Source organism: Halalkalibacter flavus (genome assembly GCF_036663575.1).
Lineage (GTDB): Bacteria > Bacillota > Bacilli > Bacillales > Bacillaceae_D > Halalkalibacter > Halalkalibacter flavus.
The window spans coordinates 108,113-133,629 of record NZ_JAWRVK010000001.1; the positions used below are offsets into that span (position 1 = coordinate 108,113).

Annotated in this window: 24 protein-coding genes; 10 read left to right on the forward strand and 14 right to left on the reverse strand. The window is 37.2% G+C overall.

From position 1 onward, the window contains the following. Positions 1-6 precede the first annotated feature (6 nt). The 6 genes from SAY88_RS00460 to SAY88_RS00485 all read right to left on the reverse strand — a co-directional run bounded on the left by SAY88_RS00460 (position 7) and on the right by SAY88_RS00485 (position 7,956). Positions 7-687: an acylneuraminate cytidylyltransferase family protein gene (locus SAY88_RS00460; RefSeq protein ID WP_332628495.1), complete on the reverse strand. Its 681-nt coding sequence runs from the start codon at positions 685-687 to the stop codon at positions 7-9. A gap of 137 nt (positions 688-824) precedes the next feature. Then, positions 825-2,261 (reverse strand): hypothetical protein, encoded by a 1,437-nt coding sequence (locus tag SAY88_RS00465; RefSeq protein ID WP_332628496.1) that lies wholly within the window; start codon positions 2,259-2,261, stop codon positions 825-827. Between the two features lie 127 nt (positions 2,262-2,388). Then, positions 2,389-4,536 carry a hypothetical protein gene (locus tag SAY88_RS00470; RefSeq protein ID WP_332628497.1) on the reverse strand — a complete coding sequence of 716 codons (2,148 nt, stop codon included), beginning with the start codon at positions 4,534-4,536 and terminating at the stop codon, positions 2,389-2,391. A gap of 350 nt (positions 4,537-4,886) precedes the next feature. Then, on the reverse strand, positions 4,887-6,488 hold the full coding sequence (locus SAY88_RS00475; RefSeq protein WP_332628498.1) for a phosphotransferase: 1,602 nt from the start codon (positions 6,486-6,488) through the stop codon (positions 4,887-4,889). A 193-nt stretch (positions 6,489-6,681) separates the two neighbouring features. Beyond that, on the reverse strand, positions 6,682-7,323 hold the full coding sequence (locus SAY88_RS00480) for a bifunctional 4-hydroxy-2-oxoglutarate aldolase/2-dehydro-3-deoxy-phosphogluconate aldolase (RefSeq protein ID WP_332628499.1): 642 nt from the start codon (positions 7,321-7,323) through the stop codon (positions 6,682-6,684). A gap of 36 nt (positions 7,324-7,359) precedes the next feature. After that, the gene (locus tag SAY88_RS00485; RefSeq protein ID WP_332628500.1) at positions 7,360-7,956 is read right to left on the reverse strand and encodes a 5' nucleotidase, NT5C type; all 597 of its coding nucleotides are present in this window, start codon (positions 7,954-7,956) and stop codon (positions 7,360-7,362) included. A 321-nt stretch (positions 7,957-8,277) separates the two neighbouring features. On the opposite strand from SAY88_RS00485, the gene SAY88_RS00490 reads away from it, so the two are divergent. Further along, positions 8,278-8,859, forward strand: a complete 582-nt coding sequence (locus SAY88_RS00490; protein WP_332628501.1) for a hypothetical protein — start codon at positions 8,278-8,280, stop codon at positions 8,857-8,859. A 634-nt stretch (positions 8,860-9,493) separates the two neighbouring features. On the opposite strand, the gene SAY88_RS00495 is transcribed toward SAY88_RS00490, so the two are convergent. Continuing rightward, the gene (locus SAY88_RS00495) at positions 9,494-10,831 is read right to left on the reverse strand and encodes a C40 family peptidase (RefSeq protein ID WP_332628502.1); all 1,338 of its coding nucleotides are present in this window, start codon (positions 10,829-10,831) and stop codon (positions 9,494-9,496) included. Between the two features lie 302 nt (positions 10,832-11,133). Here SAY88_RS00495 and SAY88_RS00500 point away from each other — a divergent pair, with 302 nt between their 5' ends. The 3 genes from SAY88_RS00500 (at position 11,134) to SAY88_RS00510 (ending at position 13,307) form a co-directional block, all read left to right on the forward strand. Continuing rightward, complete coding sequence (locus tag SAY88_RS00500; RefSeq protein WP_332628503.1) at positions 11,134-11,256, forward strand: hypothetical protein; 123 nt, start codon at positions 11,134-11,136, stop codon at positions 11,254-11,256. Between the two features lie 231 nt (positions 11,257-11,487). Continuing rightward, entirely contained in the window at positions 11,488-12,669 is a 1,182-nt protein-coding gene (locus tag SAY88_RS00505) for a processed acidic surface protein (RefSeq protein WP_332628504.1), read from the forward strand. Positions 12,670-12,674: 5 nt separating this feature from the next. Further along, positions 12,675-13,307: a class D sortase gene (locus tag SAY88_RS00510; protein ID WP_332628505.1), complete on the forward strand. Its 633-nt coding sequence runs from the start codon at positions 12,675-12,677 to the stop codon at positions 13,305-13,307. Positions 13,308-13,539: 232 nt separating this feature from the next. On the opposite strand, the gene SAY88_RS00515 is transcribed toward SAY88_RS00510, so the two are convergent. Then, complete coding sequence (locus SAY88_RS00515; protein WP_332628506.1) at positions 13,540-14,550, reverse strand: DUF3231 family protein; 1,011 nt, start codon at positions 14,548-14,550, stop codon at positions 13,540-13,542. 282 nt (positions 14,551-14,832) lie between these two features. Here SAY88_RS00515 and SAY88_RS00520 point away from each other — a divergent pair, with 282 nt between their 5' ends. The 3 genes from SAY88_RS00520 to SAY88_RS00530 all read left to right on the forward strand — a co-directional run bounded on the left by SAY88_RS00520 (position 14,833) and on the right by SAY88_RS00530 (position 16,496). Next, positions 14,833-15,003, forward strand: coding sequence for a hypothetical protein (locus tag SAY88_RS00520; protein ID WP_332628507.1), 171 nt, complete (start codon positions 14,833-14,835; stop codon positions 15,001-15,003). Next, on the forward strand, positions 14,987-15,451 hold the full coding sequence (locus SAY88_RS00525) for a hypothetical protein (protein WP_332628508.1): 465 nt from the start codon (positions 14,987-14,989) through the stop codon (positions 15,449-15,451). The genes SAY88_RS00520 and SAY88_RS00525 overlap by 17 nt, the downstream gene beginning before the upstream one ends. 547 nt (positions 15,452-15,998) lie before the next feature. Then, positions 15,999-16,496, forward strand: a complete 498-nt coding sequence (locus SAY88_RS00530) for a cupredoxin domain-containing protein (protein WP_332628509.1) — start codon at positions 15,999-16,001, stop codon at positions 16,494-16,496. Between the two features lie 226 nt (positions 16,497-16,722). Here SAY88_RS00530 and SAY88_RS00535 read toward each other — a convergent pair whose 3' ends face one another. Beyond that, on the reverse strand, positions 16,723-18,315 hold the full coding sequence (locus tag SAY88_RS00535) for a S8 family serine peptidase (RefSeq protein WP_332628649.1): 1,593 nt from the start codon (positions 18,313-18,315) through the stop codon (positions 16,723-16,725). A 317-nt stretch (positions 18,316-18,632) separates the two neighbouring features. On the opposite strand from SAY88_RS00535, the gene SAY88_RS00540 reads away from it, so the two are divergent. Then, on the forward strand, positions 18,633-19,166 hold the full coding sequence (locus SAY88_RS00540) for a hypothetical protein (protein WP_332628510.1): 534 nt from the start codon (positions 18,633-18,635) through the stop codon (positions 19,164-19,166). Positions 19,167-19,184: 18 nt separating this feature from the next. After that, entirely contained in the window at positions 19,185-19,838 is a 654-nt protein-coding gene (locus SAY88_RS00545) for a DUF5667 domain-containing protein (RefSeq protein ID WP_332628511.1), read from the forward strand. A 200-nt stretch (positions 19,839-20,038) separates the two neighbouring features. On the opposite strand, the gene SAY88_RS00550 is transcribed toward SAY88_RS00545, so the two are convergent. From SAY88_RS00550 to SAY88_RS00560, 3 genes are all read right to left on the reverse strand, one after another. Then, on the reverse strand, positions 20,039-20,425 hold the full coding sequence (locus tag SAY88_RS00550; protein WP_332628512.1) for a retropepsin-like aspartic protease: 387 nt from the start codon (positions 20,423-20,425) through the stop codon (positions 20,039-20,041). Then, positions 20,425-20,682 (reverse strand): hypothetical protein, encoded by a 258-nt coding sequence (locus tag SAY88_RS00555; protein WP_332628513.1) that lies wholly within the window; start codon positions 20,680-20,682, stop codon positions 20,425-20,427. Before SAY88_RS00555 ends, SAY88_RS00550 begins: the two co-directional genes overlap by 1 nt. Positions 20,683-21,000: 318 nt before the next feature. Next, entirely contained in the window at positions 21,001-21,798 is a 798-nt protein-coding gene (locus SAY88_RS00560; RefSeq protein WP_332628650.1) for an SDR family oxidoreductase, read from the reverse strand. 270 nt (positions 21,799-22,068) lie between these two features. On the opposite strand from SAY88_RS00560, the gene SAY88_RS00565 reads away from it, so the two are divergent. Next, positions 22,069-22,794, forward strand: a complete 726-nt coding sequence (locus SAY88_RS00565) for a DUF421 domain-containing protein (protein WP_332628514.1) — start codon at positions 22,069-22,071, stop codon at positions 22,792-22,794. 55 nt (positions 22,795-22,849) lie between these two features. On the opposite strand, the gene SAY88_RS00570 is transcribed toward SAY88_RS00565, so the two are convergent. Together SAY88_RS00570 and SAY88_RS00575 are read right to left on the reverse strand one after the other, a co-directional pair. Then, on the reverse strand, positions 22,850-23,878 hold the full coding sequence (locus SAY88_RS00570; protein ID WP_332628515.1) for a potassium channel family protein: 1,029 nt from the start codon (positions 23,876-23,878) through the stop codon (positions 22,850-22,852). Positions 23,879-24,137: 259 nt separating this feature from the next. Then, positions 24,138-25,379, reverse strand: a complete 1,242-nt coding sequence (locus SAY88_RS00575; protein ID WP_332628516.1) for a glutathionylspermidine synthase family protein — start codon at positions 25,377-25,379, stop codon at positions 24,138-24,140. Between the last annotated feature and the right edge of the window lie 138 nt (positions 25,380-25,517).

Sequence of the window (25,517 nt, forward strand, 5' to 3'; positions counted from 1 at the left end):
CTATCATTAATAAAGCTCTTTTAATTTATAAGCCATTTCGTAATCTTCCATCTCATCAATATCGATTCCTGAAAGCTTACCTACTACATGTTTGTATGGGTCCTTTCCTAAGAAATACCCTTCTTCTAAAGTTGTTTCTTTATCTCTCATGTATAATCCATTTGTTACTCGGTAGATGTCTGGGAGGTCCTGACTAATTGTATGGTTCTTATCAGCTTGGTAATTAAGTGGACCATTTGCATTCCATAAATAATCTTTAACCATATTAACAGAAACAAGGCTATCATGTTCGTTTGAATTCACTACTGTTTCCATATATTTTTCAAATGCTTCTGCATACTCATTTGGACGCATTAGAGGTACAACAACCGTTGTCCAAGCAAAGTGCTTAGTTGGTACATCTCGTACCACACCTGTGATAACTTCAGAGAAAGAAGCTTGATGTCCAATTGATAAATAATCGCTTCGTTCTATGTATTCAACACCCATTTTTGCTGCAATTCCAGCAATTTTTTCTGAGTTAGAACTAACAAAAATTCTGTCACTAGCTTGTACTTCTTTTAACTGACTGATCTTCCATTCAAGAAGACTCATTTCCTCATGGAATGGTAAAAATACCTTTTTCTTAACACGACTACTACCTTCACGAACGGGAATAACTACTCCAATATCATCAAAAGTACTCATAAGAAATCTCCTCTACTATCATTTTTTTTACTGTATTTTCAAAAGATAATACAATTGTATGTTTAATCATACATACTTGTAGTCATCTCATTAATACCCAAAAAGCTTTTTACATATTTTAATTTATTTCCCTAGGTTTATTCGGTATTTGACAAGTTTTTATCAATATGTAGTAAGATATCATCAGGAATAGAGACACGTGTCCTTCGACCTGCCATAAAATCACTCAAGTCTCCCCATAATTGTTCGGATGTTTTCGTTCCTAGTTCACTATTTCCCGTTAGTGAGTAGAGATAGTATTTACGAAGTCTAGCGACATAAGTATGAAATTGCTTCATATTGACTCTTTCCCCTTTTTTCTTTTCAAGAAGGGTCTTAATGCCTGCTTCCAAATCGTTTGTTTCGACAATACCAGGTGTAATAGACCCTTTTGGAATCGTAAACGGACCTACTAGACAAACAGGGACACCTTTTGCAAGAGCCGTGATAATACTTTTTGAACCGAGTGAAACCATGACATCACTAACATCAAGTATCTCGTGAATATCTGTATCTTTAAGAACTAGAACATTCTGATGTACTGATTGACTTGTAATGGCCGAATGGTATGCTTTTGAAAAGTATGGATGATCCTTGTACACCACTTTCCAACCGTTTCTAACAGCAAATTCTGTTACTTTATCAAGTAACTCTTTATTAGAAGCAAAAGTCGGTGAAAATAATTGTGAGCGCTCTGATGTTCTCGGTTCAAGCCCTGAAGCAAACTCATGTATGCCATTTACATAAATAACTGTTTCGTTTTTGAGTTTTTCTTTTAAGTCTTCACTCAGTTCTTTCTGTTTTGATGCTCTTTGACGTTCACCGCCATTTGCCATTTCATTTACAAGACGAGCAGCCTCAATTACTTCCTGTTCACTAATTGGAAATTGTTCAAAAATGGCTGCATCTAAGGAAGGCCAAGATAAATGAAACATTTCGCCTTCTGAAACCATAATAGAGTTTGGTAACTCACCATATTCAGTTACAACTGTCTGACAGTTATTCTTCTTTGCCAGTGAACGTAATATTTCAGCAGTAGATGAAACACCTGTCAGTACTAGGAAGTCCCTGTCATTAAAATCAATCGTTCTCGTTATTCGAAATAATTGGCCTAACCCACTTAATGCCTTCGCACGTAAATAAATGCCTTTAATTAAAGACCCCTTAGCAACATTTCTTATTATCGAGTTTTCCCATCTCATTGCAACAGTTATAGCCTTACGGTGTTGGGGTAATAAAACTCCTACTGCCCAGATTCCAAACAAAGCATTTTTCATTGTCCATTTATTACTACATAACAATTTATTTAGTCTATAAGTTTCCCAATCTGGTTGATCTAACTCAAGCTCGCCATCCACAGAATTATCAATGACGATGCATTTTTCAAACTTATCTTTGAGCAGCTCATTCTCTTTAAGCCAAAAATCGAACTTGACCTGGTCCTTTGTTCTTAAGTAATAGCCAAATAAGATAAATTTACGAAAAGGCTTCACCAAATTGTTATCCTTTTGCATTTTTTTAACGTTATTATTCATATTATTATTCTTCAACTTGAACCCTATATTTATGTATGACTCATTGCTCATTAATTTTTCTATGTACGAATCATGTAATTATTTCATGATTAGTGACAACAATGTCACTAATCATGTTCTGTAACAATTACATAGCTTTTTGCTTCTCTTTAACACTAACGTCTCTTACCTTATTTTCTAATTCTTGATCTGAAATAGAAATACGACGACGTTGGCCACTTATAAACTCTTGCAAGTCTTTCCAAATATCAGAAGGGTTTTTCATGCCTGCTTCTTTAGACTTCGCAACGTATGGGTATAAATAATACTTTCTGAGTCTTGCAATATAGTTATTAAAGTCATCAATATTCACTCGTTCACCAGCTTTATTAATTAACAGGCTTTTAATTCCCTCTTCTAAGTTTTCCGTTTCAGCAACACCTGGTGATATTGCCCCTTTAGGAATCGTGTAAGGCCCTGCAAGACAAACTGGAACACCCCTTGCAAGAGATACGAGGATACTTTTTGATGCAAGAGAAACTGTAACATCTGCAACATCTAAGATCTCATGAATGTCCTCATGCGTAAGAATATGGACATTTTTATATTTTGAACTTTTCACAACACTATTTGGATGGATTTTAGTTGTTAACGGGTGGTCTTTGTAAACTACATGCCAACCGTTTCTCTCCGCAATCTTACCTACACTATCAAGTAACTCTTGGTTTGTTGCATAATAAGGCGATAAAACCTTAGACTTTTCCGATTTCCTTGGTTCTAACCCTGAGGCAAATGGGTAAATCCCATTTACATAAATGACTGTTTGACCTTTCAACTCAGGGAGCACTGTGCTTTCCGTTTTCTCGCCAGGACGAGATGATTGTCGAGAAGTGGCCATATTATTAATAACTTTTGCACCTTCTTCAACATCAACCTGAGTAATTGGCAGATTAGTAAAACGTTCAGACTCTAATAATGGCCATGTATTATGAATCGATTCTTCCTCTGAAACAAAGCAAGTAAGTGGCAATTCTCCAAACTCTGTAAAAACAATCTTACTATTAGCTTTTTTTGCTATTGAGCATAAGATTTCATTAACGGGAGAAATTGCATGAATAACTAGTACATCATTACTTTTCAAATCTAACATTTTCGCCCTTTGCGTTATTTCACCAATTCCGCAGATCATTTTGACCCGAGCGCCTAATTTCCCTTTTATAGTTAGATCAAAGCTCTTAATAATTGACTTTTCCCATCTTACTGCATAAAGCAATGCTTTACGATGGTTAAAGACAAGAGGAATGAAAGCTAGAGTTCCCTGCATTAATTTCTTAAATGACCACTCACTATGATAAAGAAATTTAGGAGTATAATACGTTTCCCACTTCTTCGAATCGTATTCCAATCGTTTTTTCTTTGAATGCTCTAAAACGATGCATTTAGAAAACATAGATTTGATTTTATTATAATCTCCAAGCCAAAATTTGAACTTGGCTTCTTTTAGCTCTGTAATCACGTTATGCTTCTTCAGGAAATAACCTACAATGACAAGTTTCCCATTTTTCTCTTTACGATCAAAACGGAAAAGGTTCTTTTCGATAAAATCCCTTGGTGATGGTGACTTACGACGAAACATTAATGCATTTTGCAAATTACCAATAAAATTAGCAATCTTCCAACGTTTTGATTCGAAAAGTATTTTAAACCCTTTTTGTAATTTAGCAATTCTTTTCTTTATAGCTTTCAACTCGTTTTCTAAGTTCTTTTTCTCCAACTTGAACTTTTTCCTATCTTTCTCTCGAGCTATTTGTTCGCTATTCAACACTTCTCGAAGCTTAGCTAATTCTTGCTCTTTCTTAGCCAAATCAGCATTTAGAGATATAATTTCTCTTTCTTTTTCTTGAGAATAGCTTTCAAAATCACTTACCTTTTTTTCATAGCGAAGAGCTTCGAGCTTTCTAAATTCTTTTTCTCGGGTCAGAACATCGTTTAGATAAACCAAGTCCTTTTCCCTTTGATTAAGTAAGGAAGCTAACTCTGGTTCCTCAACTAGAGAATTTTGGTTACTTTCATTGTTTGCTTCTGTATTTTCTAAAGAAGAGTCTTTTAAAATACTATTTATCTCGGAGTCTAATGTTCGATATAGTTTGTACACTTCCTCTTTTTCATTTAAGAGGCGATCAAGGTCAGCCTGACTATGATTAACAGAGTTCCAGCCTTCACTGTTTTGCAAACTCTCTTCTCTATTATTCTTAAGTTGAATTAATTGTGAGAAGATATTTCCTTGTTCATTCATACTAATTCAACAACTCCTTTTCCCTCTTCTTTTACCTATACAAAGAAACTTATCTATAAATAAGAAACGATTTAGGTATACATTTTTTCTAATATAAAGAATTATTTTACATTGATTACAAAAGTAAAACCACATAGTCTTGTGGTTTTACTAAGGAATTACTCACTATATTAAAGGGGTACTTTTAATAACAGAAATCATTATAACACAAATATTGTTGAATTGTGTCTTTTTTTGAAAGGAAGAAAAAGGGAGAAAAGGGACCATTATCATTGTTTAATCAAAGATTAGTAACAATGTATCAACCTAATAGTAACAAGGACAAAGAAATGAACCTTTGTCCCTTGCGCTTACCTATCTAAAAGTAATTGCTCCATTTTTCGAACCGCTGGTTGAATAAAGTCTATGTGGTCCTCTTTGTACCTTTTCCTGTCCACTTTTGTAAACCTGTACACAATGAGGGAATATATCATAACTACTTTTTCTAATACGTTTAAGTTTGTTTTCTCATTTGATAGATAATTAGTATCTATTTCTGAGAAAGCCATGTCCCTATCATTAAAATAAATGGTCATATCTAGCCCTTTTGGTCCTATATTATAATTTGTCCAGTCAATAATATAGTTGGTATCTAGTTCTTTAGAGTTTAGGATATTATCGCTCTTAAAATCCCCATGAAAAAATGAGTAATTTTTATTAGGATCAATTTGCTCAAACAATTTATTTTTTACTATTGTAGATTCTAGTTGCTTTATTATTTTTATTTCTTTAGAGTCACATTCCAGACTTTTCAATTTCCTTTTCAGCCATCTAAAAACTTTTCGGTTACTGGTTTCTTCATGAATGGTAGTAAAGTATCGAAAAAATAACTTTGTATCTTTAGAGAAAAAATTTGGTGGTTTAATAGAGTTAGCATATTCACTCGGATTAATTGATGAAATGACATTACTCAAATTTACTATTTTATTAATATCTTCTTCTACCGCTATACTTTCGACCTTTTCAAACGTTATAAAGCTAACTGTTCTATTTTGAGACTTAGTAATATTAATTAATTCTGGTGAAATTGTTTTTAATATTTGATATTTCTCTCTGATACTCTTATTAAATAACTTCTCATTTTTGATACTATTTCTTTCCTTTTTCGAATCACAAATTTTCGTTATATACTCTTTTGTACCTTTTTCGGTTTGACAAGAGTGTTCAATGATTGCAAGATTGTGTGCTCCACCTAAATATGTAAAGTTTGAATCAATTTTATCGAATTCTTTATTTATTGAAGATTTTACCCTTTTCAATTCTTTTCTAACATTCAATCCAAATACCGTTTTTAGGCCAAGTCTTATGTAATAATCAACCGAATCAGTACAACCTGTTTGTATATAACACTTCGCTATCTTTTGATAGTGATCAAAGCTCATGCTGTAATCTTTTATTTCCAAAAGTTTTAACCAGTAAGTAATGGCTTCATCCCACTTTTTCTTTCTCATTAACAACTGAGCATAACAAACCAATAGCTTTGCATTATTTGGATGTTGTTGGACACCTTCTTTAGCTGTTATTTCAGCATGATAGAGCAGACCTAATTCCCTAAATGCTTTCTCTAGTCCAATATATATTGTAGGAGGTTTAACTTGGTCTTTTATCCTGTCAATTGCTTCGTCCCATCTGGCAACTGCATTTAGCCACTCCTTTTTATCCATGGAGACTTTAGCTAATTCAATTAAATACTCATGATTTTCCAGGTATTTTGTCTTTCCTTTATCTAATATCTCTTCTGCCTGTTGGAACAGGTATTGCTCTCTATAAGCTCTTCCTAAACCTAAATAAGCTTTTAATGGCACTAGGCCTTCATTTTCATTGATTATCTCTTCCAACTGCTTACTAGCTTCTTCCCATCTTCTTTGCTTCATAAGCTTCCATGCTAGTTCGACAGCTCCGTTTTTACTCAAAGTATCCACCTCCTCTATTCTTTTCCTATTGTACATCAATTAACATTACAAGTTCATCAATTGGATTTTCCGATCTGTCCTCTTATTATCTTATTTATAGAATCCCCTTTATTTTTACAACCTAAAACAATCTATTAATAAATGAAAAAACCCCATGTAAGCAATAGTTTGCTCACATGGGGTTTGGAGTTATTTAAGCGTTTTTAAACTCACTAAATAGACGAGAAAAGTCTCTAGCATCTTCAGCAATTGTATCAAAGTCACCAGCTGCTAATGCCTTCGAGTTAACTAATGAACCGCCTAATCCAACAGCTACTACACCAGCTTTTAAATATTCATGCAAGTTGTTTTTATCAATTCCACCAGTAGCAATCAATGGAATTTGTGGTAATGGACCTTTAAGGTCTTTAATGTAACCAGATCCAACACGAGCAGAAGGGAATACTTTAACTGCATCTGCACCTTCTTCATAAGCTGTTAAAATTTCTGTCGGGCTAAATGCGCCTGGTACAGAAAGCTTCCCGTAACGCTTTGTCATTTTAATTGTATCAATATTTAAAGTTGGTGAAACAATATAACTTGCACCAGCTAAAATTGCAGAACGTGCAGTTTCTTGGTCTAAAACTGTACCCGCTCCTACGAAGATTTGATCGCCAATTTCGTCAGCCACTTTTTCAATAACTTTTAATGCACCTGGAGTTTCAACAGTGATTTCGATAAATTTAATTCCTGATTCTGATAATGTTTGACTTAACTGTACAGCATTATCTACTGTTGTTCCTCTTACTACTGCAATTAAACCATGGTCTTTAACTGTGTCTAAGCTTAACTTCATACGAAAACTCCTTACTAAAATTTATTTTTTATATTATTACTTGCTCACAACTGGACTGCTTTGCTTTTGTAGGAATTCATGGATAGACTTCCAATCCTCAAAGCGAGATATACCTTCAAGTTCTGGCAAATGATTATAACCTGTATTTAGAATTAAAACATCAATATCATGTTGATTTAAATTTAAAATATGATGAGGAGCATCTTCAATAAAGAAATCAATTTCTAATTCTTTTACTACTTGGTCTTTTTTAGCTTGGTTGATTACTAGATTTTCAGAGTAAGGAGCATTGTTTGCTTTTAACCAGTCGCTAGTTACTTGCTTTACACCTTCATTTGCAGGTCTAGCACTTACATAGTATATTTCAGCAAACTTAGCAATTTCATTTAAATATTTGATGCTTTCTGTGACTTCATTTGAAACGCTGAACACCATGTTCATATCGCCACCCCAACGCTCTGCAGCTTCTTCCTTTGTTAAACCAAAATGTTCAACAAGATACTTTGCTACATTCGTATGTGCTGGGAACACAGTAGGCGCATCAACTTTTTCATATAAATCATTATAATGTTCCATAACACAACCATACGTATCTACTACTACACCATCAAGATCGATACCAACTCGTAACATAAATCCACCTCTTATATTTTTTTATTTTATAGTAAATGTGTATTTTTTGAACAACAAAATTCACAAATACACTCTACCACACTAGTATGTATCTTGGAACATGCAGAAAAATGGAAATGTCATTAGCTTGAAATAATCCTCAAACAATTATCGACAAAATTAATAACGAGACAATAATAACATAGTTTCTTCTCTGCTATGAATACTTTTCCAAAATTACGTAATATTTACTAGTAAGTTATCTAACAGCATTGCAAAATCATGTTATTATCAACATAATTTAAAGTATCATAAATTCAAAGTATGTGAGGTTAAAAAACTATGTATTTACGTGTGAAAAGCAAAGAAAATAAAGTGAAATTTATGAATTTGTGGAAAGAAATCGCCAAAGGTAGACAACTTCCTGTTACAGATTTAGAAGAAAGGTCAGAGGCATTTATCCTTCAGAACAAGGATGGCAAAAGTGTTGGTACGATTGAATTTATTCCGTGTAATAGTATTTCTGAGTTTAGTGGCGACCTTATTGATATCTCATCAGACAAACGTATTTTAGATAATATAGGTCAAACATATCAGGTAAGAAAGATGGGAGTAAAAAAAGAACTTGTTTCCAAATTCGCTCTACTAGACTTACTAAAAATCGCAGCTCTACACGCTAAAAACAATAATGTTCAGTACTATGTAAGTTACTTAGAAAAAAGGCATTTTGAGAGTTTGACTAAGAAGTTTAAGTTTAGACTAGAGCAAATTGGAGACGAGGTTAAGTTAAAGAAGAAAGTATGCGTCCCTGCTTTGATTGATGTGGAGGATGCCATCACCAATACAAAAGGCTACCCTATACATATTAAATCCATTGTCTATATGGTTCGCGGGACTAAGAAGGTAAAGTCACTGTTTGCTTGATGATTACTAGTAAGATGATATGAATTCTTATACTTCTTTTTAATTGGTTCTATTCAGCTACTATTTAAGAGATCAAAGTGTCTAAGGCTTATGATTTGACCTGTTTCTTCTATTATATAGAACTATTTAACAACGAAAAAAGACTTGGTTTCTGTTTTCACTAACAGAAACCAAGTCTTTTCGTTTAATGAAGTCGCTTTGCTCCTAAGTAACGTTGTTTTCAAATTATTAGTTACTTAGAAAAAAGGCATTTTGAGAGATTAACTAAAAAGTTTAAGTTTAGACTAGAGCAAATTGGAGACGAGGTTAAGTTAAAGAAGAAAGTATGCGTCCCTGCTTTGATTGATGTGGAGGATGCCATCACCAATACAAAAGGCTACCCTATACATATTAAATCCATTGTCTATATGGTTCGTGGGACTAAGAAGATAAAGTCACTGTTTGCTTGATGATTACTAGTAAGATGATATGAATTCTTATTCTTCTTTTTAATTGGTTCTATTCAGCTACTATTTAAGAGATCAAAGTGTCTAAGGCTTATGATTAGATCTGTTTCTTCTATTATATATAGAACTATTTAACAACGAAAAAAGACTTGGTTTCTGTTTTACTGACAGAAATCAAGTCTTTTCGTTTAATGAAGTCGCTTCGCTCCTAAGTAACGTTGTTTCCAATAAGGATTATCCATGCTAGCAATTGCAACACCTGTTGATGATCCACTATGTACGAACTGATTGTTTCCAATATAGATTCCGTTATGTGATGGACCTTTTTGATATGTTTCAAAGAAAACCATATCACCTACAGCAGGCTTAGAGACAGATCTACCCGAATTCCATTGCTGTGCAACGGTTCTTGGGATGGAAATGCCTTGTTGTTTAAAGACAAATTGCGTAAATCCGCTGCAGTCAAAACCTCTTGTCGTTGTTCCTCCCCAAAGATATGGAACTCCGATTTGGTTTGCGGCTTCAGCAACAAGATTTGTCACTAGGGCTGCCGAGCTGGTGCTGCTTTTTGTATTTGATACTTGCTTTGTTTGTGTCGTTGAAGGAGCTTTAGCTGTTGACTGTGATGGTTTATTTGTTGCTACTTCATTTAATTTTCGTAATGTGTTAGGTCCAGCAATTCCATCAACCGTTAAGTTATGTACTCTTTGGAAGTTTCGTACTGCTGTTGCTGTGACATCACCGTAATAGCCAGTTGGCTCTTGGTTGAATATACCGACGGAACGAAGAGCTGATTGAAGGTTCGTTACAGCTGTTCCTCTGCTGCCTACACGCAATGATGTTGATGTTTGTACTGATTTTGTCGGTTCACTTTTCGTTTGTTGGTTGCGTTCTTGTGTTTTTGGTAATTGCGGGTTGTAATTTGTTGTTTGTGCTGGTACCGGTTGATTTAGTAGACGAGAAAGCGTCTGCGGTCCCACGATTCCATCAACGACAAGGTTATTTGCACGCTGAAAGTCACGTACAGCGTTTTCGGTTATACGTCCAAATTGACCTGTAATGGTATGACTATAGTAGCCTTTTTCTTTTAGCTTTTGTTGAAGTTGTTCTACTTGCGTTCCGTTTGAGCCGAAGCGCAGCAGTCCTGTGTTGGTTAATGTGCTATTTGTTGGTTGGGTCGTAGATGTAGAAGGTGTTTTGGTTGGAGCTTGTCCGCCCATTTCCTGTAGTAGTCTTCCTAATGTTTGAGGGCCTGCAATTCCATCAACTTTTAAGTTGTGCTTTCTTTGAAAACTTCGAACCGCATCTTCTGTAATTGTTCCATAATACCCGGTTGCGCGGTCAAAATTAAAATGCCCTTTTTGTTTTAAGGCATTTTGTAGTTCTTTTACATCGGAGTGATTCATTCCATTTCTTAAGGTTTGATCACCAAGAGCAGCATCTACCATTTGCGGGGTTGCTAGAAACAATCCTGTCGCAAATGTAGAAGTGATGACCACTTTTCTAAGTGTTGAAGCTTCCTTCATCTACATAAGACCTCCTCATTCGCCAAAAAATATCTTATTTTTAGTTAATTTTACCTTTATTGAGTGATTCTGACTAGATACTATTTTTCTTAATTTAGTAGTTTCAGTATTTATGACCTATGTAAAGTGTGACAATTTATTGAACTTTAGGTAATTAGTTTTGTTGTGGGGAGTTTTTTTATCGTCGACATGGAATCGAGTGGAGAGGAATAATCGCTGATTTTGTTGAACGATTATGATCGTTATTACATATGTAAGCGGTTATAATTAGAGATATCCTTTAGAAGAAATGAGGCCTTTCTATGGAGAATACAAACAACAATGGTACCATCTTTACTGGTTTGATGTGGGGAACAGTTTTAAGTATTCCGTTGTGGCTTTCTTTCATTGGGTGGATGAAATGGCTTCGTTTGTTCTTTATATAGGTTAGGGGTCAGACCCCTCTTTCATACGGTGAAGTGTTAATAAAGGGGCCTTTTTGAGGGCTCCTTTGTTAGGTTATTGTACTATTATGGCAGTTTCGCAGAAAACAAATAATAGCTAAACGACAGGCGCAAAAAAATATAAAATCTTCCAAAAAAATAATCTACCTTTTTTCAGATTACGGGAGTATAATTATCTAGAAATTTACATTTTATTATATGGAGGAATGTTATGTGAAAGGCTTGTTCATGTCGTTATTGGTTGTGTTAGGTCTTGTTGTATCTCCACTCTACTCATTTGCAGCGGTTGATGAAACTGAATTGCAAGACTATCTAAATGAAGTTGGTTTGACAAAAGTAGAGCTAGAAGAGTATTTAGACTTTTACGGATTTACATTGGATGAATTTTATGATTTAGAAGATTTAACTTCCTTTTTAGGGCCTGTGTTAACAGAAGAAAACTTAGCAGACTTACTAGCTGAGCATGGCTTAACATTAGAAGAAGCAACCGCACTGTTAATTTTGAACGGCGAATTAGAAGAAGGACAAGCTATTTTGGATGTCTATACGTTTGTAGACGACCTTGATATCGATTTATATTATTACAATCTAACTCCGATTACAGATGAGAATTTACAAGAGTTACTTGATTTTTATGATCTAACAATGGAAGAATTGATTTCTTTGTTAGAGGAGCATGGTGATTCGCTAGAGCGTTATGAATACATTGAGGACTTAGATTGGACAGTTGAGTACTATCTTTTCTATTATGATGAAGACATTGATTTCTCAGAAATTGATGACCTGTTCGATCAGCTTGGTTTAACATATGAAGAGTTAGATCGATTATTTGAGCATTTCCTAACACTTGATTTCGAGAATCCAGCATTTTTGGATCGCTTAGAAAAATTGGCGGATCGCATGATGGCGTTTGAAAATTTTGATGAGGTATCAGATCTGACTCCAGCTCAAATTGCTGAACTACTAGATATTTTTACTCAATTACTAGATTTGTTTGAAATAGATGTGAAGTTCTACCTTGTTAAGGGAAATGAGAAAAAACCTGTTTCCTTGTCTACCCTTATGACAATGACGAGTACGGATGGATATGGGCTACTAATTGAACTATATAACAAGCAAGGCGAGTTCTTAGCTGACCTTCTATTTACTGCAGATATGCTAGGGTCTGACATTATTGTTGAGACTGGGAAAGATTTAAAGAAAACAGAAAAAGTCATTGTGAAACAAACAGAGAAAAAGCCTGCTCCTGCTGAAAAGAAGCCGATAACGAAAACAGAAAAAGGCGCGAAACTTCCGAAAACAGCATCCAATTATTTAGTGAATGCTGCTAGCGGACTGGCAGTTGCATTAGCTGGATTCGCTATTTATCGTCGTTTCCGTGTGAAGGGTGTGTAAGAAGAATGAAGCGATTCATTCTTCTTTCCTTATGCAGTGCTCTCATTGTTGGAGGATTGTGGTTTTCGAGTACGAATGCTTATTCGTTTTTAAAAGGATATTTTTTGTTTAAGACAGGAAATGGTCCGGCGAGTGAGACGGTTGTGTCGGCCGAACCTCCACTAGAGCCTGTGATGGATGAGGAAGATGACCTGGAGGAAGATTTTTCTGAATTCCCTGCCATCCCGCAAATTGGCGACTTAATGGGCGAGCTGTACATCCCGAAACTTGATGCGACTTTGCCAATTTATCACGGGACTAATGAAGATGAGCTTGAAAAAGGCGTCGGTCATTTTGCCGGCAGCGTCCTTCCCGGCGAGAATGACAATTCCGTCTTATCTGGGCACCGCGATACTGTTTTCCGCCGCTTAGGTGAAGTTGGTGAGAATGATCTGTTGATCGTTCGGACGGCTGCAGGAGAGTTTGAGTTTAAAGTGCGGAGAGTACGGATTGTCGATGAGGATGACCGGACGGTAATTGTACCGAGACCGCGTGCGACGTTGACGGTGTCTACTTGTTACCCATTTAACTTCGTTGGGGCGGCACCAGAGCGGTATGTGTTGGTGGCGGAGCTTAGGGGGCAAGAAAAGGTACGGTGAATGATTCATAATGAGTTTTTTGGAAGAGAGTATGAGGATTATCTCATGCTCTCTTTTTTTTGTTGGTTTTTCTCTTTCTGTCGGAACTGGCTGTTATTCTGTCGGAAACATGAGATTTACTATCCAAGTACACAGCTTTTCTTTCAAAACTAGGCAATTTACTGTCCGAAGCGAACAAGTAGAGCTTTACTTTAATGCTGTGAAGTCCTACCGAGGGGTCTGATCCCTCACACTATTTATTAATTATTTGCTTTCGTTCTTCCATCTGAGGCGGCTCTTCCATCCAACCATTGTTAATCATTATTTTTGCACCTTTATGAGCAAATTCAAAGGTATCTTTCATAAAAATAGCCATTTTTGCTGGTAAATCATTTCGTAAACTAAAAGCAGTTCCTAATGAGCTACCACCTAACGCAAAACTACAAAAAAGACTTGTGCAATACATCATCAATTTATCAGAAAATGGAGCCGTCGTTGAACGGGTTGGATTGCCACCCGACGGTTCAGGCGTTTGTATATTATTTTGTAGTAAGGTTTCTCTTAATTCTTTTATAATACTTTTAGCAAGCTCTGCGCCTTCATTAAAGAAGTTTTTTACTTCTCGTTCATTTGCACATTGAGCAAAACCTGTAATCATCTGCATCCCGGTCAAATTTGTTTCAATTGTATGATGAAGATGAGCAACTTCTACCGTATTTAATGTCCGTTTTTCGCTAAATGGATTTATAGCGAGTCCACCTAAATAGTTTATGTCATTAACAAATTCAACTGAAGTTGGCATAGTAACATAAGGAGGACGAGCAAGCATCCCTTTTTCAAGCAAATATTGTGTGCAAAGATTGTAATACTTTTGAGTAATGGCAGTAAGTTCATCAAAAATCATTACAATATCTTCTCGATATGCCATCGTTATATTTAATGAATGCAATGCCATACTAATTTCTTTTAGTAGACGAACAAACATTATATCGAAACCATTATCATATAATTTTGGCACATCTTTGTTAACATCTTGAGCTGAAAAACCGACTGGTATGACAGCACCTTCATTTTGAAAAATTTCTTTTATTTTACCAACATAAAGGTCAATTCCTCCATATAAATTTGTCATAATTTCCTTGGCTTTTTCGTCGTCAGCCTTCTCAATAAAATACTCTAAGATTCGTAAAGTCATTGTTTTTTGTTGATATGTAAGCCATAACGTACCTAGTTCTGATGACGTAATTGCAGGTTTTTCTGGCATAGAGCATTCCTCCCTAAAACGTTCTTATTTTAGGTTGAACATAAAATGACATGATAATCCACTATTTTAAAGGTATATTATTCCATCTGTTCCTGTTCAGCTAAAGAAGCGTTACTTTAATAAGAAAAACGATTCTCTTTTCAAATAGTAACTTATATTAAGAACTATCGTTAATTCTCTCAAGAGCATAATGCTCTGCTAACTAACTGTTTCTAAGGCTAGGAATAAATTATAAAAAATTACAAATTATAACAGTAATGATGTTATAAGGAGAGAGAGTATATGATAGAAGAGCATCAAACCAGATTATCATCAACAAATTTATACAGCTTCGCTAATGATGGTGTAAACATTATGATTGATAATAGTTGGTTAGAAGAACCACCTCAAACAATAAATAAAAGAATTTTTTCTAATCAATATTGGTATAAATCAGATGGAAACCAAAATTGAAAAATTGTTATGGAGTATAGCACTACCAGGGTTTGCTCAATTTCTTAATGGGAAATTCATGAAAGGAATTGTCTTCATATCTCTAGAGCTGTTAATTAACGTACAAGCTAATTTAAATTTAATTATTATTGAAAGCTTTCATGGCAATATGTTAAAGGCTATTGATTTAACTGATTACCAATGGTTAATGTTTTACCCATGTATCTATATATTTGCTATATGGGATGCCTACCGTGATGCAGGAGGAGGTAGGAACCCCTTCTCCTTTTTACCTTTTGTGTTTGCAGCTTTTCTATCAACCATAGGCGTTATTTATTCTCCCACCTTGAAAATATTTGGATTCTTGTTGGGACCAATTTTTTCTCCTATAATCCTTCTCCTCATTGGTGTTATAATCGGCTGGATAATTAAAATATGCGTACTTAGTATAAGCAAACTCAAACAGTAATATAGATTGGGTTTGCTTTTTTTTGATTGTTATTTTATTTCCCCGTTTTTTCAACTATCCTCGTTACTTTAAGTGCAATCTTCACAATTGAAAAAATAGGATCTGTCATTTTTTTCATATTTAGATAATATACGTACATCCTCACCGATAAGTTGGTAGCTTCGTTTATCGCACCAATGTCATAACTTTGATATCAAAATAACCATCATAATAATTCCATACTTCTAAATGATCAGAGTATTGAGCAATACTGTCTACTATTTTGTTAAATAAACTTTCAGCTTCTTCCAGACGACGGTGAGTCCCAAATAAGATCTCCACAATAATTATCCTTTTCCATATACCCCTCGAATAGAGATAAAAGTCATTACTAAAACCCTTTCAAATCACACCTTGATTATTATAATTTCCACCACCTATAAAGAATCATGTTTGTATATTATTAATTTTTTCCAAAAGAGATAGTTGACACATAACTTGTTTACCTCGTACAATAAGTTTGCACAAAGGAAAGATTATTAAATTGAGGAAAAAGGGAGAGTGAACAATGATGTCACGTTTCGTTTGTTTCAAAAAGGTATGTTTCGTATCAGTTCTTTTTGTATTATCTCTAGCTTTGATGGCATGTAGTGATTCAACTTCGAAAATGGAAGGGGAAAAAGACAAAAGGATTATTCACATGACAGCTGTTGAGCCAAAGGGTGGTACAAACAGCATACCGTTTCCTGAAGAACCATTACCTGAAGGCGGAGGCTATATTTTAAATGAGCCAGATGAAGATGGTCGCTGGGAAGTAGCAACATATCGCTGGGAACCAGGATTGGTTGTTGCTTATGAAGGTGAACAAGTAGAACTCCATATTTTAGGTGTGAATGGCAATCAGCATCATTCCACGATTACAGGTTATGATATTGATTTTGTAGTGGAACGTGGTGAGGTTACAGTAGTTGATTTCACAGCCGACAAACCAGGTATTTTTGAAATTGTTTGTCATGACCACCTTCCATCTATGCAAACGCAACTTTTAGTATTACCAAAACCGTAATTACTCGTCATTTACTATTTTTCACACTGTAATTTCTTTAAACACTAAGAATAAAGCTGTGAAAACCTCTTACATGCTATTTTACATGTTAAAACCATCAAAACATCTGATACATCAAGAAAAGTAAAACAGACGGAAATCTGGGCGATTTCCGTCTCCAATTGCCATGGTATTTAAAGTTTCCCCCTTCTGTTCCGAACCCGTTATAACTACAATCGCTTCTTTTTTATCCGCCGCTAACGTCTAAATGGTAATTGCCTCTGCCTCGATAACTGTAGACTTCGATATAATACGTTCCTGTCCTTCTCGGGACAAATGAAACAAGTTCCTGCCTAGTGGTTGAATTCGAGTAATCAAGCAATGATCCATTTTGATCATAGACATATAGATCAAAGTCCGTTCTTTCTGTTTCTTGGATCATTGTAATCGAAACAGGATAAGACAGGTCATTTACTTCGTTTTGCCACACGTCTCGCGAACGGTTTTGTAATGAGCCACTGACCGAAACATGATTAGGGGTTTCCGGCAGATCGCCTCTTTCATTCGCTGCCGTCATGACTGCTTGGTAGCCTTGTAAACGTCCAGAACCATAATCAATGTTTTTGCCTTCTTGTCCCCAATCCTCCGAGGTTTCTTCTAACGTGCTTTTGATTTGTTCTGGCGTTAAGTCCCCCTGCGCTTCTAGCATGAGAGCCACTGTTCCTGCTACATATGGTGCAGCCATACTTGTACCACTGAACGTAGCATAGCCTGTTCTTGAATTAGCTCTCGCAGCCGTCATTTCGTATCCTGGTGCAACGATATCTGGTTTCGTTCGCCCATCGGCTGTTGGACCTCTAGAAGAATAGTCATTTAGAAAAAACCCTCTTTCTCCAACATCAGCCATCGAACCGACTGTGATTGCTCTTGCCGCTGCGGCCGGCGTTCCAATCGTATATCGATTCGGTCCAGAGTTTCCAGATGCAACGACGACTGTAATTCCATGTTCGACAGCTGCATTGACCACTTGTGATAAAGCATCTCTTCCATCTGAGCTTCCTGTTGAGCCCAAGCTAAGGTTGGCAACTTGTATGTTCAGATTATCTCTTTGATCGATCAGCCATTCTATTCCTTCCATAATCTGTGTCATCGAGCCTGATCCGTTTCGATCTAGTACCTTAACCCCAACAATGGATGCCTCTGGAGCTACGCCGGTATAGCGGTTGTTAGCCTCCCCTGTTCCAGCAGCAATACTTGCGACATGTGTTCCGTGTCCTTGATCATCATAAGGATCCTCGTTCCCGTTGACGAAATCTCGCCAACCGGTCACCTTATTCCCACTTAGGTCTACATGTTCATTGTCGACTCCCGTATCAACAATGGCAATCGTGACTCCTGAACCCGTTAAGTCAAAGTCCTCTCTTGCCTTTTGTGTGCTAAACCATTGGTTAGCCGTATCAAGGTTTATATGAAGATTGGTGTTTTCTTCGATAAACTCTACTTCTTGATACTGTTCTAATTGTTTGATTTGTTTAGCTGTTAAGTTGGCAGAGAATGCATGAATATACTTGAACACTTTGTTCGGTTGAAATGATTTTCCGAGAGTTTTGCTTAATTTTTTCATATTCTTGTTGGCATCACAGTTTAAGTGAATAATGACCTCAAAGCTCTCAGACTCGTCCATTTTTTCACACTTTTCTCCTAGTTGGTTTTGAATTTTACTAGGATTTTGTTTACGTGTGTTTTGTGTTTGTTCGGGCGCTACTGTGTTCTTTTCTTCTTTCATCTTACTTGAGGCTTTTAATGATGGTACTTTCCCTTCATCTGGAATACGTTTCATATTCAAAAAGCATCCCTCCTTTTCACTCGTATCCTATGAATCTAATATTAAGTAGTATAGGTCTTTAAGCTAAAAAATCATAAATTGGTCAAAATGTCCGATAGTTGCTTATGTAGCAAGAAGAACAATATGATAGACTATCGTAAGGAAGAGATTTTTCCTTTCCAACAAAAAGCAGGTGCAACATGTCCATGTTTGATTTAAAGTTTTAATAGACCCTATTATGTAAAAAGTTATGATTTAGATAAACTGGCAGGACTGCATATACAAGGGCGAGAATCTATGTATAGAAATTACTGCCCATTAAGGAGTTTTGTATGAAAGAAAGAATTAAATTAACAGCGCTCCTCTCATATTTGATCTGTTCTCTTTTCCTGATAGCTGGCTGCAGTACTCCTAACAGCTCAGATAATCAGGAAGTTGCAGGTCCTGAGGGAGACATAGAAGAAATAGAAAAAGAACAAGTAATCATGTATGAACATACGGATAGAGGCATAAGAGTTTACGAGACGCCAAATTGGGAGTTTGGGGAACAATCAGAAGGTGAGCAAATTAATGTTACTTTTCATAGTGAGAAAGGAAAAGCCATTATCACTGTATTAACGTCAAATAAGGACTTAGATGAAATTAAACAAGAACTTATGATTGGCGTTGGTAAATCAAACATTATTGAAGAAACAGACAATTATTTTACTTTTCAGTCTGAACGAAAGGAAAGCATACGCACCGATGTTTACATCGATCAGCAAGGTCAAAGGGTAAACATTCTTACCTTCATGACACCAGTAGATGACTATGAAGAAAATATAGAATACATCAAAGAGTTCAAGCGACATATTGAGTTCTATTAAAATAAAGGAGAATCCGGGATGAAAAAAATAGTCATTGCAATAACTGTTAGTTTCATATTGGTAGCAGGAGTTGTTTACGCAAATGAAGAAAGGGAAATCGTTAGTCCAGAATCTGAGCTTTATGAGACGGTTCGCATTATTGAAGAAACAGCGATAGAACTTACCAAGGATACTAGTGAAAAAACTCTTCTTGAAGATCAATATGCCGAGCAACGATTGCTTGAAGCGGAAGAAATGTTTGCAGTTGGAAATGAAGATGCCGGCGAAAAGTCATTAGAAGATTATAGCGAACATATCGAGAAAATTGAAAAAAACATAGCCGTAGCGAAGGGTAACGGTAAGGATGTTTCTGAAGTAGAATCAATCGTTTATGAAAATATGGAGAAACGCAGCGAAAATTTACTCGCGTTACTTGATAGAGATGACCTTCCAGAGCAAGCGAAAGCTGGTATTACAAAGGCGTTAGACAATAAGGAAAAAGCGAAGCAACGCGCTGAGGAAGCTAGGAACCGAGCGAGTGCTGGTAGAGACAACAGTAATGGTGCAAAAGGAAATGGAAATGCTCAAGGCAAAGCTGAGCAGGCGAAACAGAAGGGACAAGAGCGGGCGGAGCAAGGCAAAGGAAACGGGAACGGGAACGGGAATAAGCCCGAAAATGCAGGGAGACCGTAATTGATTAGGAAAATGCAAGTGTTTCGGTTAAAAGAGAGCGTGAGGAGTGTCTCATACTCTCTTTTTTGTCGTTTTGGAGTGGATTTCATGGTACATGATGCGCTGAATGCGTGTGTGACTTTTGCTTTCTGTCGGAAGGGGGTGTAATAGCCAGTATTTAAAAAATAGGCAAGTATAGATTGTATTTTACACTTGCCCATTTAAAAATCAGTTTCTAATGTTAACTTGTCTATATTTATAACTGCTTTCATTTTCTGTAATAAATCCAGTCCAATTATTCCATCTAAGTCAAACCCATAATTCATTGCACCAATTTCTAATGCAAAATCTTCTGTTTTCATATCTCCAATTTTGACAGAATCAACAATCTTAGAATACACAAACTCTGAGCCTCCCACACCACTTATGCGATATATCATATCATTTTCTTCAGCTACAATACCAATTGACTCAGCCAAATCGGTTGATACAACTGTACTTCCTGACCCAGTATCAACCAATACACGTTGTAAATTAAGTGATTGTCCTTTAAATGTTAGTTCCATATTCGTTAGTAATAAACCATCTTCAATAACTAATTTTTTCACTATCGCCTAACACCTACCCATTTTTTCTCAATAATATTAGGCTCCTTACGGCTAGTATGAAGGACATATAATTCTCGATTAGGATTTTTACGATGAAGTTCTTGATATGCTTTCATCGCCTCTGGTGAATTAGAAAACTTTTTCAAAGGGGCAATCTCATCCAAAATACGCACACTTTTCTCATTTGTATGTGCTTGAATAGCTTCTATCAAAACCCACTGTTCTGGAAACGCTTGGCACACATCTTCCCACTTCATTTTAGTCACCTCCAGAATATTTACTTATATTGTATCATGATAGAGAAAAGATGTAATAACACCAATCATTGCTTATTGAAGGTACGGCAGCACTCCATTGAATAACATAATTCTTTATCTATATTATTAATGAAGTTTACCTGCTTATAGACAAAACGGACCTCGTTAATGAAATCATTCTCTCTTTCTTGTCGTTTTGGAGTGGATTTCATGGTACATGACGCGCTGAATACGTGTGAGATTTCTGCTTTCTGTCGGAAGGGGGCGCTATTCTGGCCGAACTCCCCCATTTACTGTCCGAAGCACTTATTAAGCTCTTCAACTCCCCGTCATCATCCCGCCATTGACATGAATCATCTGTCCTGTGACATAACTAGACTCATCACTTGCTAAGTACACATAAGCTGGTGCTAATTCGAAAGGCTGGCCCGCTCTTTTCATCGGTGTCCCGTATCCAAAGCTCAGCATTTGTTCAGCTGGAAAGCTTGATGGGATAATCGGTGTCCAAACAGGTCCTGGTGAAACGCCGTTTACACGAATGCCTTCTCTAACTAAATCAAGAGCAAGAGATCTCGTCAATGTGACAACCGCCCCTTTTGTTGTTGAGTAGTCAAGATTGCCTTGCTGCCCGTTATAGGCCACACCTGATGCCGTATTAATAATCGTACTCCCTTTTGTTAAGTAAGGCAGAGCTGCTTTCGTTAAATAAAAATAAGAAAAGATGTTGGATTGAAACACTCTAAGAAGCTGTTCCGATGTAATGTCTGTGATTCGCTCTTGCGGATATGACTCTGCACAGTTGTTTACGACGATATCGATCCGGCCGAACTGACGTATTGTTTGCTCGACAACATCTTGACTTGTCTGTTCCTCTCCAAGGTCGCTAGCAATGGCGAGACATCTTCTCCCTATTTGCTCGATTCGAGATTTTGTTTCAAGTGCGTCAGCATGCTCGTTTAAATAGACGATCACGATATTGGCGCCTTCTTTTGCAAAGGCGTACGCAACCGCTCTTCCAATGCCACTGTCTCCTCCAGAAATGATTGCGACTTTTCCTTGTAACTTGCCAGTTGGTCGGTAGGTCGGATCTTCTGCAATGGGCCTTGGCACCATCATCCATTCAAATCCGGGGTGAAACGGTTGATGCTGAGCGGGAAATTGAACAGGGATCCGTTCTGTTCTCGTTACATATTGTTGTTGCACTTATGGCTCTCCTCTCTATCTAGGCGTTTGTTTACCATATGTTTTTTGAGAGGGTTTTGTTCGTTGATTTGCAAACCAAGCAATAAATAATTATTTCCATTGATGAAAATACTAGTTCATAAAAAGTAATTTGAGAAGACTTTCAAAAACCAGACTCGTTTATAAAGAAAAGTGGTGCAAGCAATGTTTGAATTTCTGTCAGACTCCCTTTTGGTGGTAGGGAGAATCGTTACGATTTTACCGCTTTTGTTGTTTCTTACTCTTTATATGGGAAAACGCGCCATCGGGGAGCTACCTATATTTGATTATTTGATTATTATTACGTTAGGGGCTGTCGTTGGTGCTGATATTGCTGACCCTAGCATTAAACACCTCCCCACGGCTATTGCAATCATTGCGATTGCTCTGTTTCAAAGGGTGATTACCAACTGGAAAGTTACCAATCGTAAAGTTGGGAGGTTGCTTACGTTTGAGCCAACGGTTGTCATTCAACATGGAAAATTCCTCGATCAAAATCTCAAAAACATACGTTATTCGATTGATAATATCCTTCAGATGCTGAGAGAAAAAGACGTCTTTGACATCAGTGAAGTGGAAACGGCAGTGATTGAACCAAACGGTGCGTTGAGCGTATTAAAAAGACCTGAAAAATATCCCGTTACAATAGAAGACATGAAAATTGTAACGCCGACTTCTGCAATTGCTTTTCCGGTCATCGTTGAAGGAACGATATACTCTGATATCTTAAGGGATTTCAAGTTAAATCAAACCTGGTTACAAGAGCAATTATTGAAACAAGGAGTCAAAGATAGAAAGGATGTCTTTTTTGCCTCCATCAACGGTGATCTAGATTTACATGTTTCTTTAAAGGATGAACGCGGTGTAGTTGTTCCGCATATAAAGCATTGATTTTTACATAGAAAAGGTATCGCTGCTCTTTTGGATTGGCGATACCTTTTTAGTGTTATAACGCAGAGGCATTCACCTTCTCATACGTCTCACGATTACAAATGATATAAAGCACGGCCTCATCAGGGATCTGTTCATCCAACCGTCGATTAATATCTAAGTGGTTCCGGTCTGCAATCAACGTCGCTCCTTGTGCTAGTAGATCCTGAAAAGCATCGTTATACGTCTCCCACTCTTTCCTTTTAGGAATCTGATAAAGATCTTCCCCGTGTGCTCTACTAATGAGCTGAGAGTACACTTGGCTGACGCCTTTGTAAAGGGCTGAGCGGACAGCTAATCGGGAAATCGTCTCTTGTGAGAGGATGAATTCATCGACTTGAACATGAGAGAAATTTGAAATGTTTTTTTCTGTCATGACTTCGACGGTTGTATGGACATCTGGTGCCAAACGGCTCACTGTAATAGAAACGAGCAGTGACTTCGCATCTTTGAGCGAAGGCTCTTGTATGTTATCATCGGCAAAAATGATCACAGCACTCGCACTTGTTAGGTTTGCTTTTGCGTAAGGCTCTTCTAACGCTGGATCTCCTTGTATGTAATGAAGGCGATTGTCACTCATTAATAGTTCCGGTGCCTTTGGCAGGGCATCAATGACGATCACCTCTACTTCTGCATCAGAATCGAGTATTTCTTTCACCGCCGACTCAGACTTTTTCCCCCATCCGATGATCACAACATGGTTCTCGTTCATATACGTCAGCCTCCCTTCCTCTCTCATCCTTCTAAATATCGTAAATGCATCAACAATCTTACCAATGACAACCCCAAGCAACCCAATTCCAATAAGGAACATGAACACAGAATAGATCTTGGCTGGTATCGTTATCGGTGAATAATCGCCGTAGCCAACTGTTGTGAACGTCGTCATAACGAAATAAAACGTGTTTAACAGACTCTCGAAATTGTCAGGTTCAAGAGCATACATGATGACCGTACTAAGTAAAATAAAGACCGCTGTAGTAATAAATAATGTGACGTTTTTCATTCGAATAAGGCCTAGGCTAAGCTTCAGAAAAAAATGCATCGGAACCTCCTTTCTAGGGGTCAGACCCCTCTTTAGTACTGTGCAGAAGCAGGCCACTGAAAAAGGTACGGTTTTGACCTTTTTCAGTGGCCTTTAAGCAATGAGCGGAACCGTTGCTTTGTCTTAAAGCCTGCTATGAGTGGTTTTCTCATAGCAGGCGCGCAACGTGTGGAGCCATTGCTACTTCCCCGAATCCGCTAAAAAGGACTTTTTCAGTGGCTTCGTGCAGAAGTGCAGAGGGGTCTGACCCCTATTTGCACTATCGTGTCGTATACGCTACAAACATCGATAAATTCCCTGTAATCGGTCCGCCTACACGAAAGAACAGTCCACTCGGCTCGCCATTAATCACATGCGAACCGATCAACAACTTCCCTGTATACGGACCGTCCCATGTATCAATTGTCTGATCCGGCATCGGAAAGTACTCTTGATAAATAGTTGCTTGCTCCTGATAGTAATCAACATCCTCATCGATCACCGCACCACCTGATACGACCTGAACTCCGCCACCTTCACGCCCTAGCACAGGTTTCTTTACATAGGAATTCATATCACCAAGCGAATCGTAGGTCGGCAAGAAGTACTTCTCAATGGCATCTCGCTCCATCCGCGTATACCATTCATCTTTTTTCTCCCAAATCAGCGTAAGAATGGCTTTTGACTGCATCAGAAGTGCTGATGGAGGGTTGATGATCTTCAATTTATCATTCATTAAATGAACAAGAAACTGTTCACCAATCCGTTCGCCCGTTCCACTCTTCTCCTCCAAAAAGTACTCAAGTGGGTACAGCCGATACAAAAACTCAATCTTTTCTCCTTCAGGTGTTTGGACATCCTCTTTTCCAACGACGATCTCTTCAAGCGGAACATACTTTGCCTGCTGTGGATACAAATCCATTAAATATTTTACTGTCTGTTTGTCTTCGTCATGCCAGTCTGCGCACGTAAAGTACAGCGTATCTGCGCTGCCAATTCGATAATCTCTTATGATCTGATTCCACGCATTTCGAACGTTTGCAGCCAACTGTGCATTCGGGTTAAGCTGTCCGTGTTCCTGACAAAGAATTTCCTGGGCAACAGCCGACTCCACTATACCTACTGGTGTATCAGTGTTGGCTTCAATCACCTTTAAGCCATTGGCTGAAGCAATAAAATCATATCTAGTAAAATAAGAAAAAGCACCCTTCCCTTCTGCTAGAAGCAAATCCCACATGAACACAGAAATTCCAAGTCTATGTATAATCGAACGGTCCTTCATAATCTGCTCATACGTTTTTTTGAATACATCGTTCGCCGCACGGGATGCATTCTCCACTTCACGAGCAAGAGACGATGGAACGACAAGAAGAGAATCACTCATATATTGATTGTCTTCGTAGTTTTCGTACAAGGTGGCCCATGTGAAGCCTTTTGCTGAGGCCTTTCGTTCGACCTCTTGCCAGCGCTTTACATATTGATTTGGTTCGAATGGGTCGGTTAGTGAGTAGTATGGAAGCATGGTAGGAGTCTCCTTTCTTGGGTCGTGATTTTGTTTTTGTTGGTGTTGGTTGTAATTGGCGTGAGTTTTTTTGAGAAGATCGCTTTGCTTAAAAAGGTTTCAGACAGGAAAACATCTTGAAAGCTTCTCAATGACGGC

What these genes read in the sequence shown, in the direction of transcription:
- SAY88_RS00540 (WP_332628510.1), top strand. Translation starts at nt 18,633, where the DNA reads ATGAAAGAAAGAATTAAATTAACAGCGCTCCTCTCATATTTGATCTGT.
- SAY88_RS00510 (WP_332628505.1), top strand. Translation starts at nt 12,675, where the DNA reads ATGAAGCGATTCATTCTTCTTTCCTTATGCAGTGCTCTCATTGTTGGA.
- SAY88_RS00530 (WP_332628509.1), top strand. Translation starts at nt 15,999, where the DNA reads ATGATGTCACGTTTCGTTTGTTTCAAAAAGGTATGTTTCGTATCAGTT.
- SAY88_RS00485 (WP_332628500.1), bottom strand. Translation starts at nt 7,956, where the DNA reads ATGTTACGAGTTGGTATCGATCTTGATGGTGTAGTAGTAGATACGTAT.
- SAY88_RS00545 (WP_332628511.1), top strand. Translation starts at nt 19,185, where the DNA reads ATGAAAAAAATAGTCATTGCAATAACTGTTAGTTTCATATTGGTAGCA.
- SAY88_RS00535 (WP_332628649.1), bottom strand. Translation starts at nt 18,315, where the DNA reads ATGAAACGTATTCCAGATGAAGGGAAAGTACCATCATTAAAAGCCTCA.
- SAY88_RS00560 (WP_332628650.1), bottom strand. Translation starts at nt 21,798, where the DNA reads ATGATGGTGCCAAGGCCCATTGCAGAAGATCCGACCTACCGACCAACT.
- SAY88_RS00565 (WP_332628514.1), top strand. Translation starts at nt 22,069, where the DNA reads ATGTTTGAATTTCTGTCAGACTCCCTTTTGGTGGTAGGGAGAATCGTT.
- SAY88_RS00490 (WP_332628501.1), top strand. Translation starts at nt 8,278, where the DNA reads ATGTATTTACGTGTGAAAAGCAAAGAAAATAAAGTGAAATTTATGAAT.
- SAY88_RS00460 (WP_332628495.1), bottom strand. Translation starts at nt 687, where the DNA reads ATGAGTACTTTTGATGATATTGGAGTAGTTATTCCCGTTCGTGAAGGT.
- SAY88_RS00470 (WP_332628497.1), bottom strand. Translation starts at nt 4,536, where the DNA reads ATGAATGAACAAGGAAATATCTTCTCACAATTAATTCAACTTAAGAAT.
- SAY88_RS00525 (WP_332628508.1), top strand. Translation starts at nt 14,987, where the DNA reads ATGGAAACCAAAATTGAAAAATTGTTATGGAGTATAGCACTACCAGGG.
- SAY88_RS00570 (WP_332628515.1), bottom strand. Translation starts at nt 23,878, where the DNA reads ATGCATTTTTTTCTGAAGCTTAGCCTAGGCCTTATTCGAATGAAAAAC.
- SAY88_RS00465 (WP_332628496.1), bottom strand. Translation starts at nt 2,261, where the DNA reads ATGAATAATAACGTTAAAAAAATGCAAAAGGATAACAATTTGGTGAAG.
- SAY88_RS00555 (WP_332628513.1), bottom strand. Translation starts at nt 20,682, where the DNA reads ATGAAGTGGGAAGATGTGTGCCAAGCGTTTCCAGAACAGTGGGTTTTG.
- SAY88_RS00575 (WP_332628516.1), bottom strand. Translation starts at nt 25,379, where the DNA reads ATGCTTCCATACTACTCACTAACCGACCCATTCGAACCAAATCAATAT.
- SAY88_RS00515 (WP_332628506.1), bottom strand. Translation starts at nt 14,550, where the DNA reads ATGCCAGAAAAACCTGCAATTACGTCATCAGAACTAGGTACGTTATGG.
- SAY88_RS00500 (WP_332628503.1), top strand. Translation starts at nt 11,134, where the DNA reads ATGGAGAATACAAACAACAATGGTACCATCTTTACTGGTTTGATGTGG.
- SAY88_RS00520 (WP_332628507.1), top strand. Translation starts at nt 14,833, where the DNA reads ATGATAGAAGAGCATCAAACCAGATTATCATCAACAAATTTATACAGC.
- SAY88_RS00495 (WP_332628502.1), bottom strand. Translation starts at nt 10,831, where the DNA reads ATGAAGGAAGCTTCAACACTTAGAAAAGTGGTCATCACTTCTACATTT.
- SAY88_RS00480 (WP_332628499.1), bottom strand. Translation starts at nt 7,323, where the DNA reads ATGAAGTTAAGCTTAGACACAGTTAAAGACCATGGTTTAATTGCAGTA.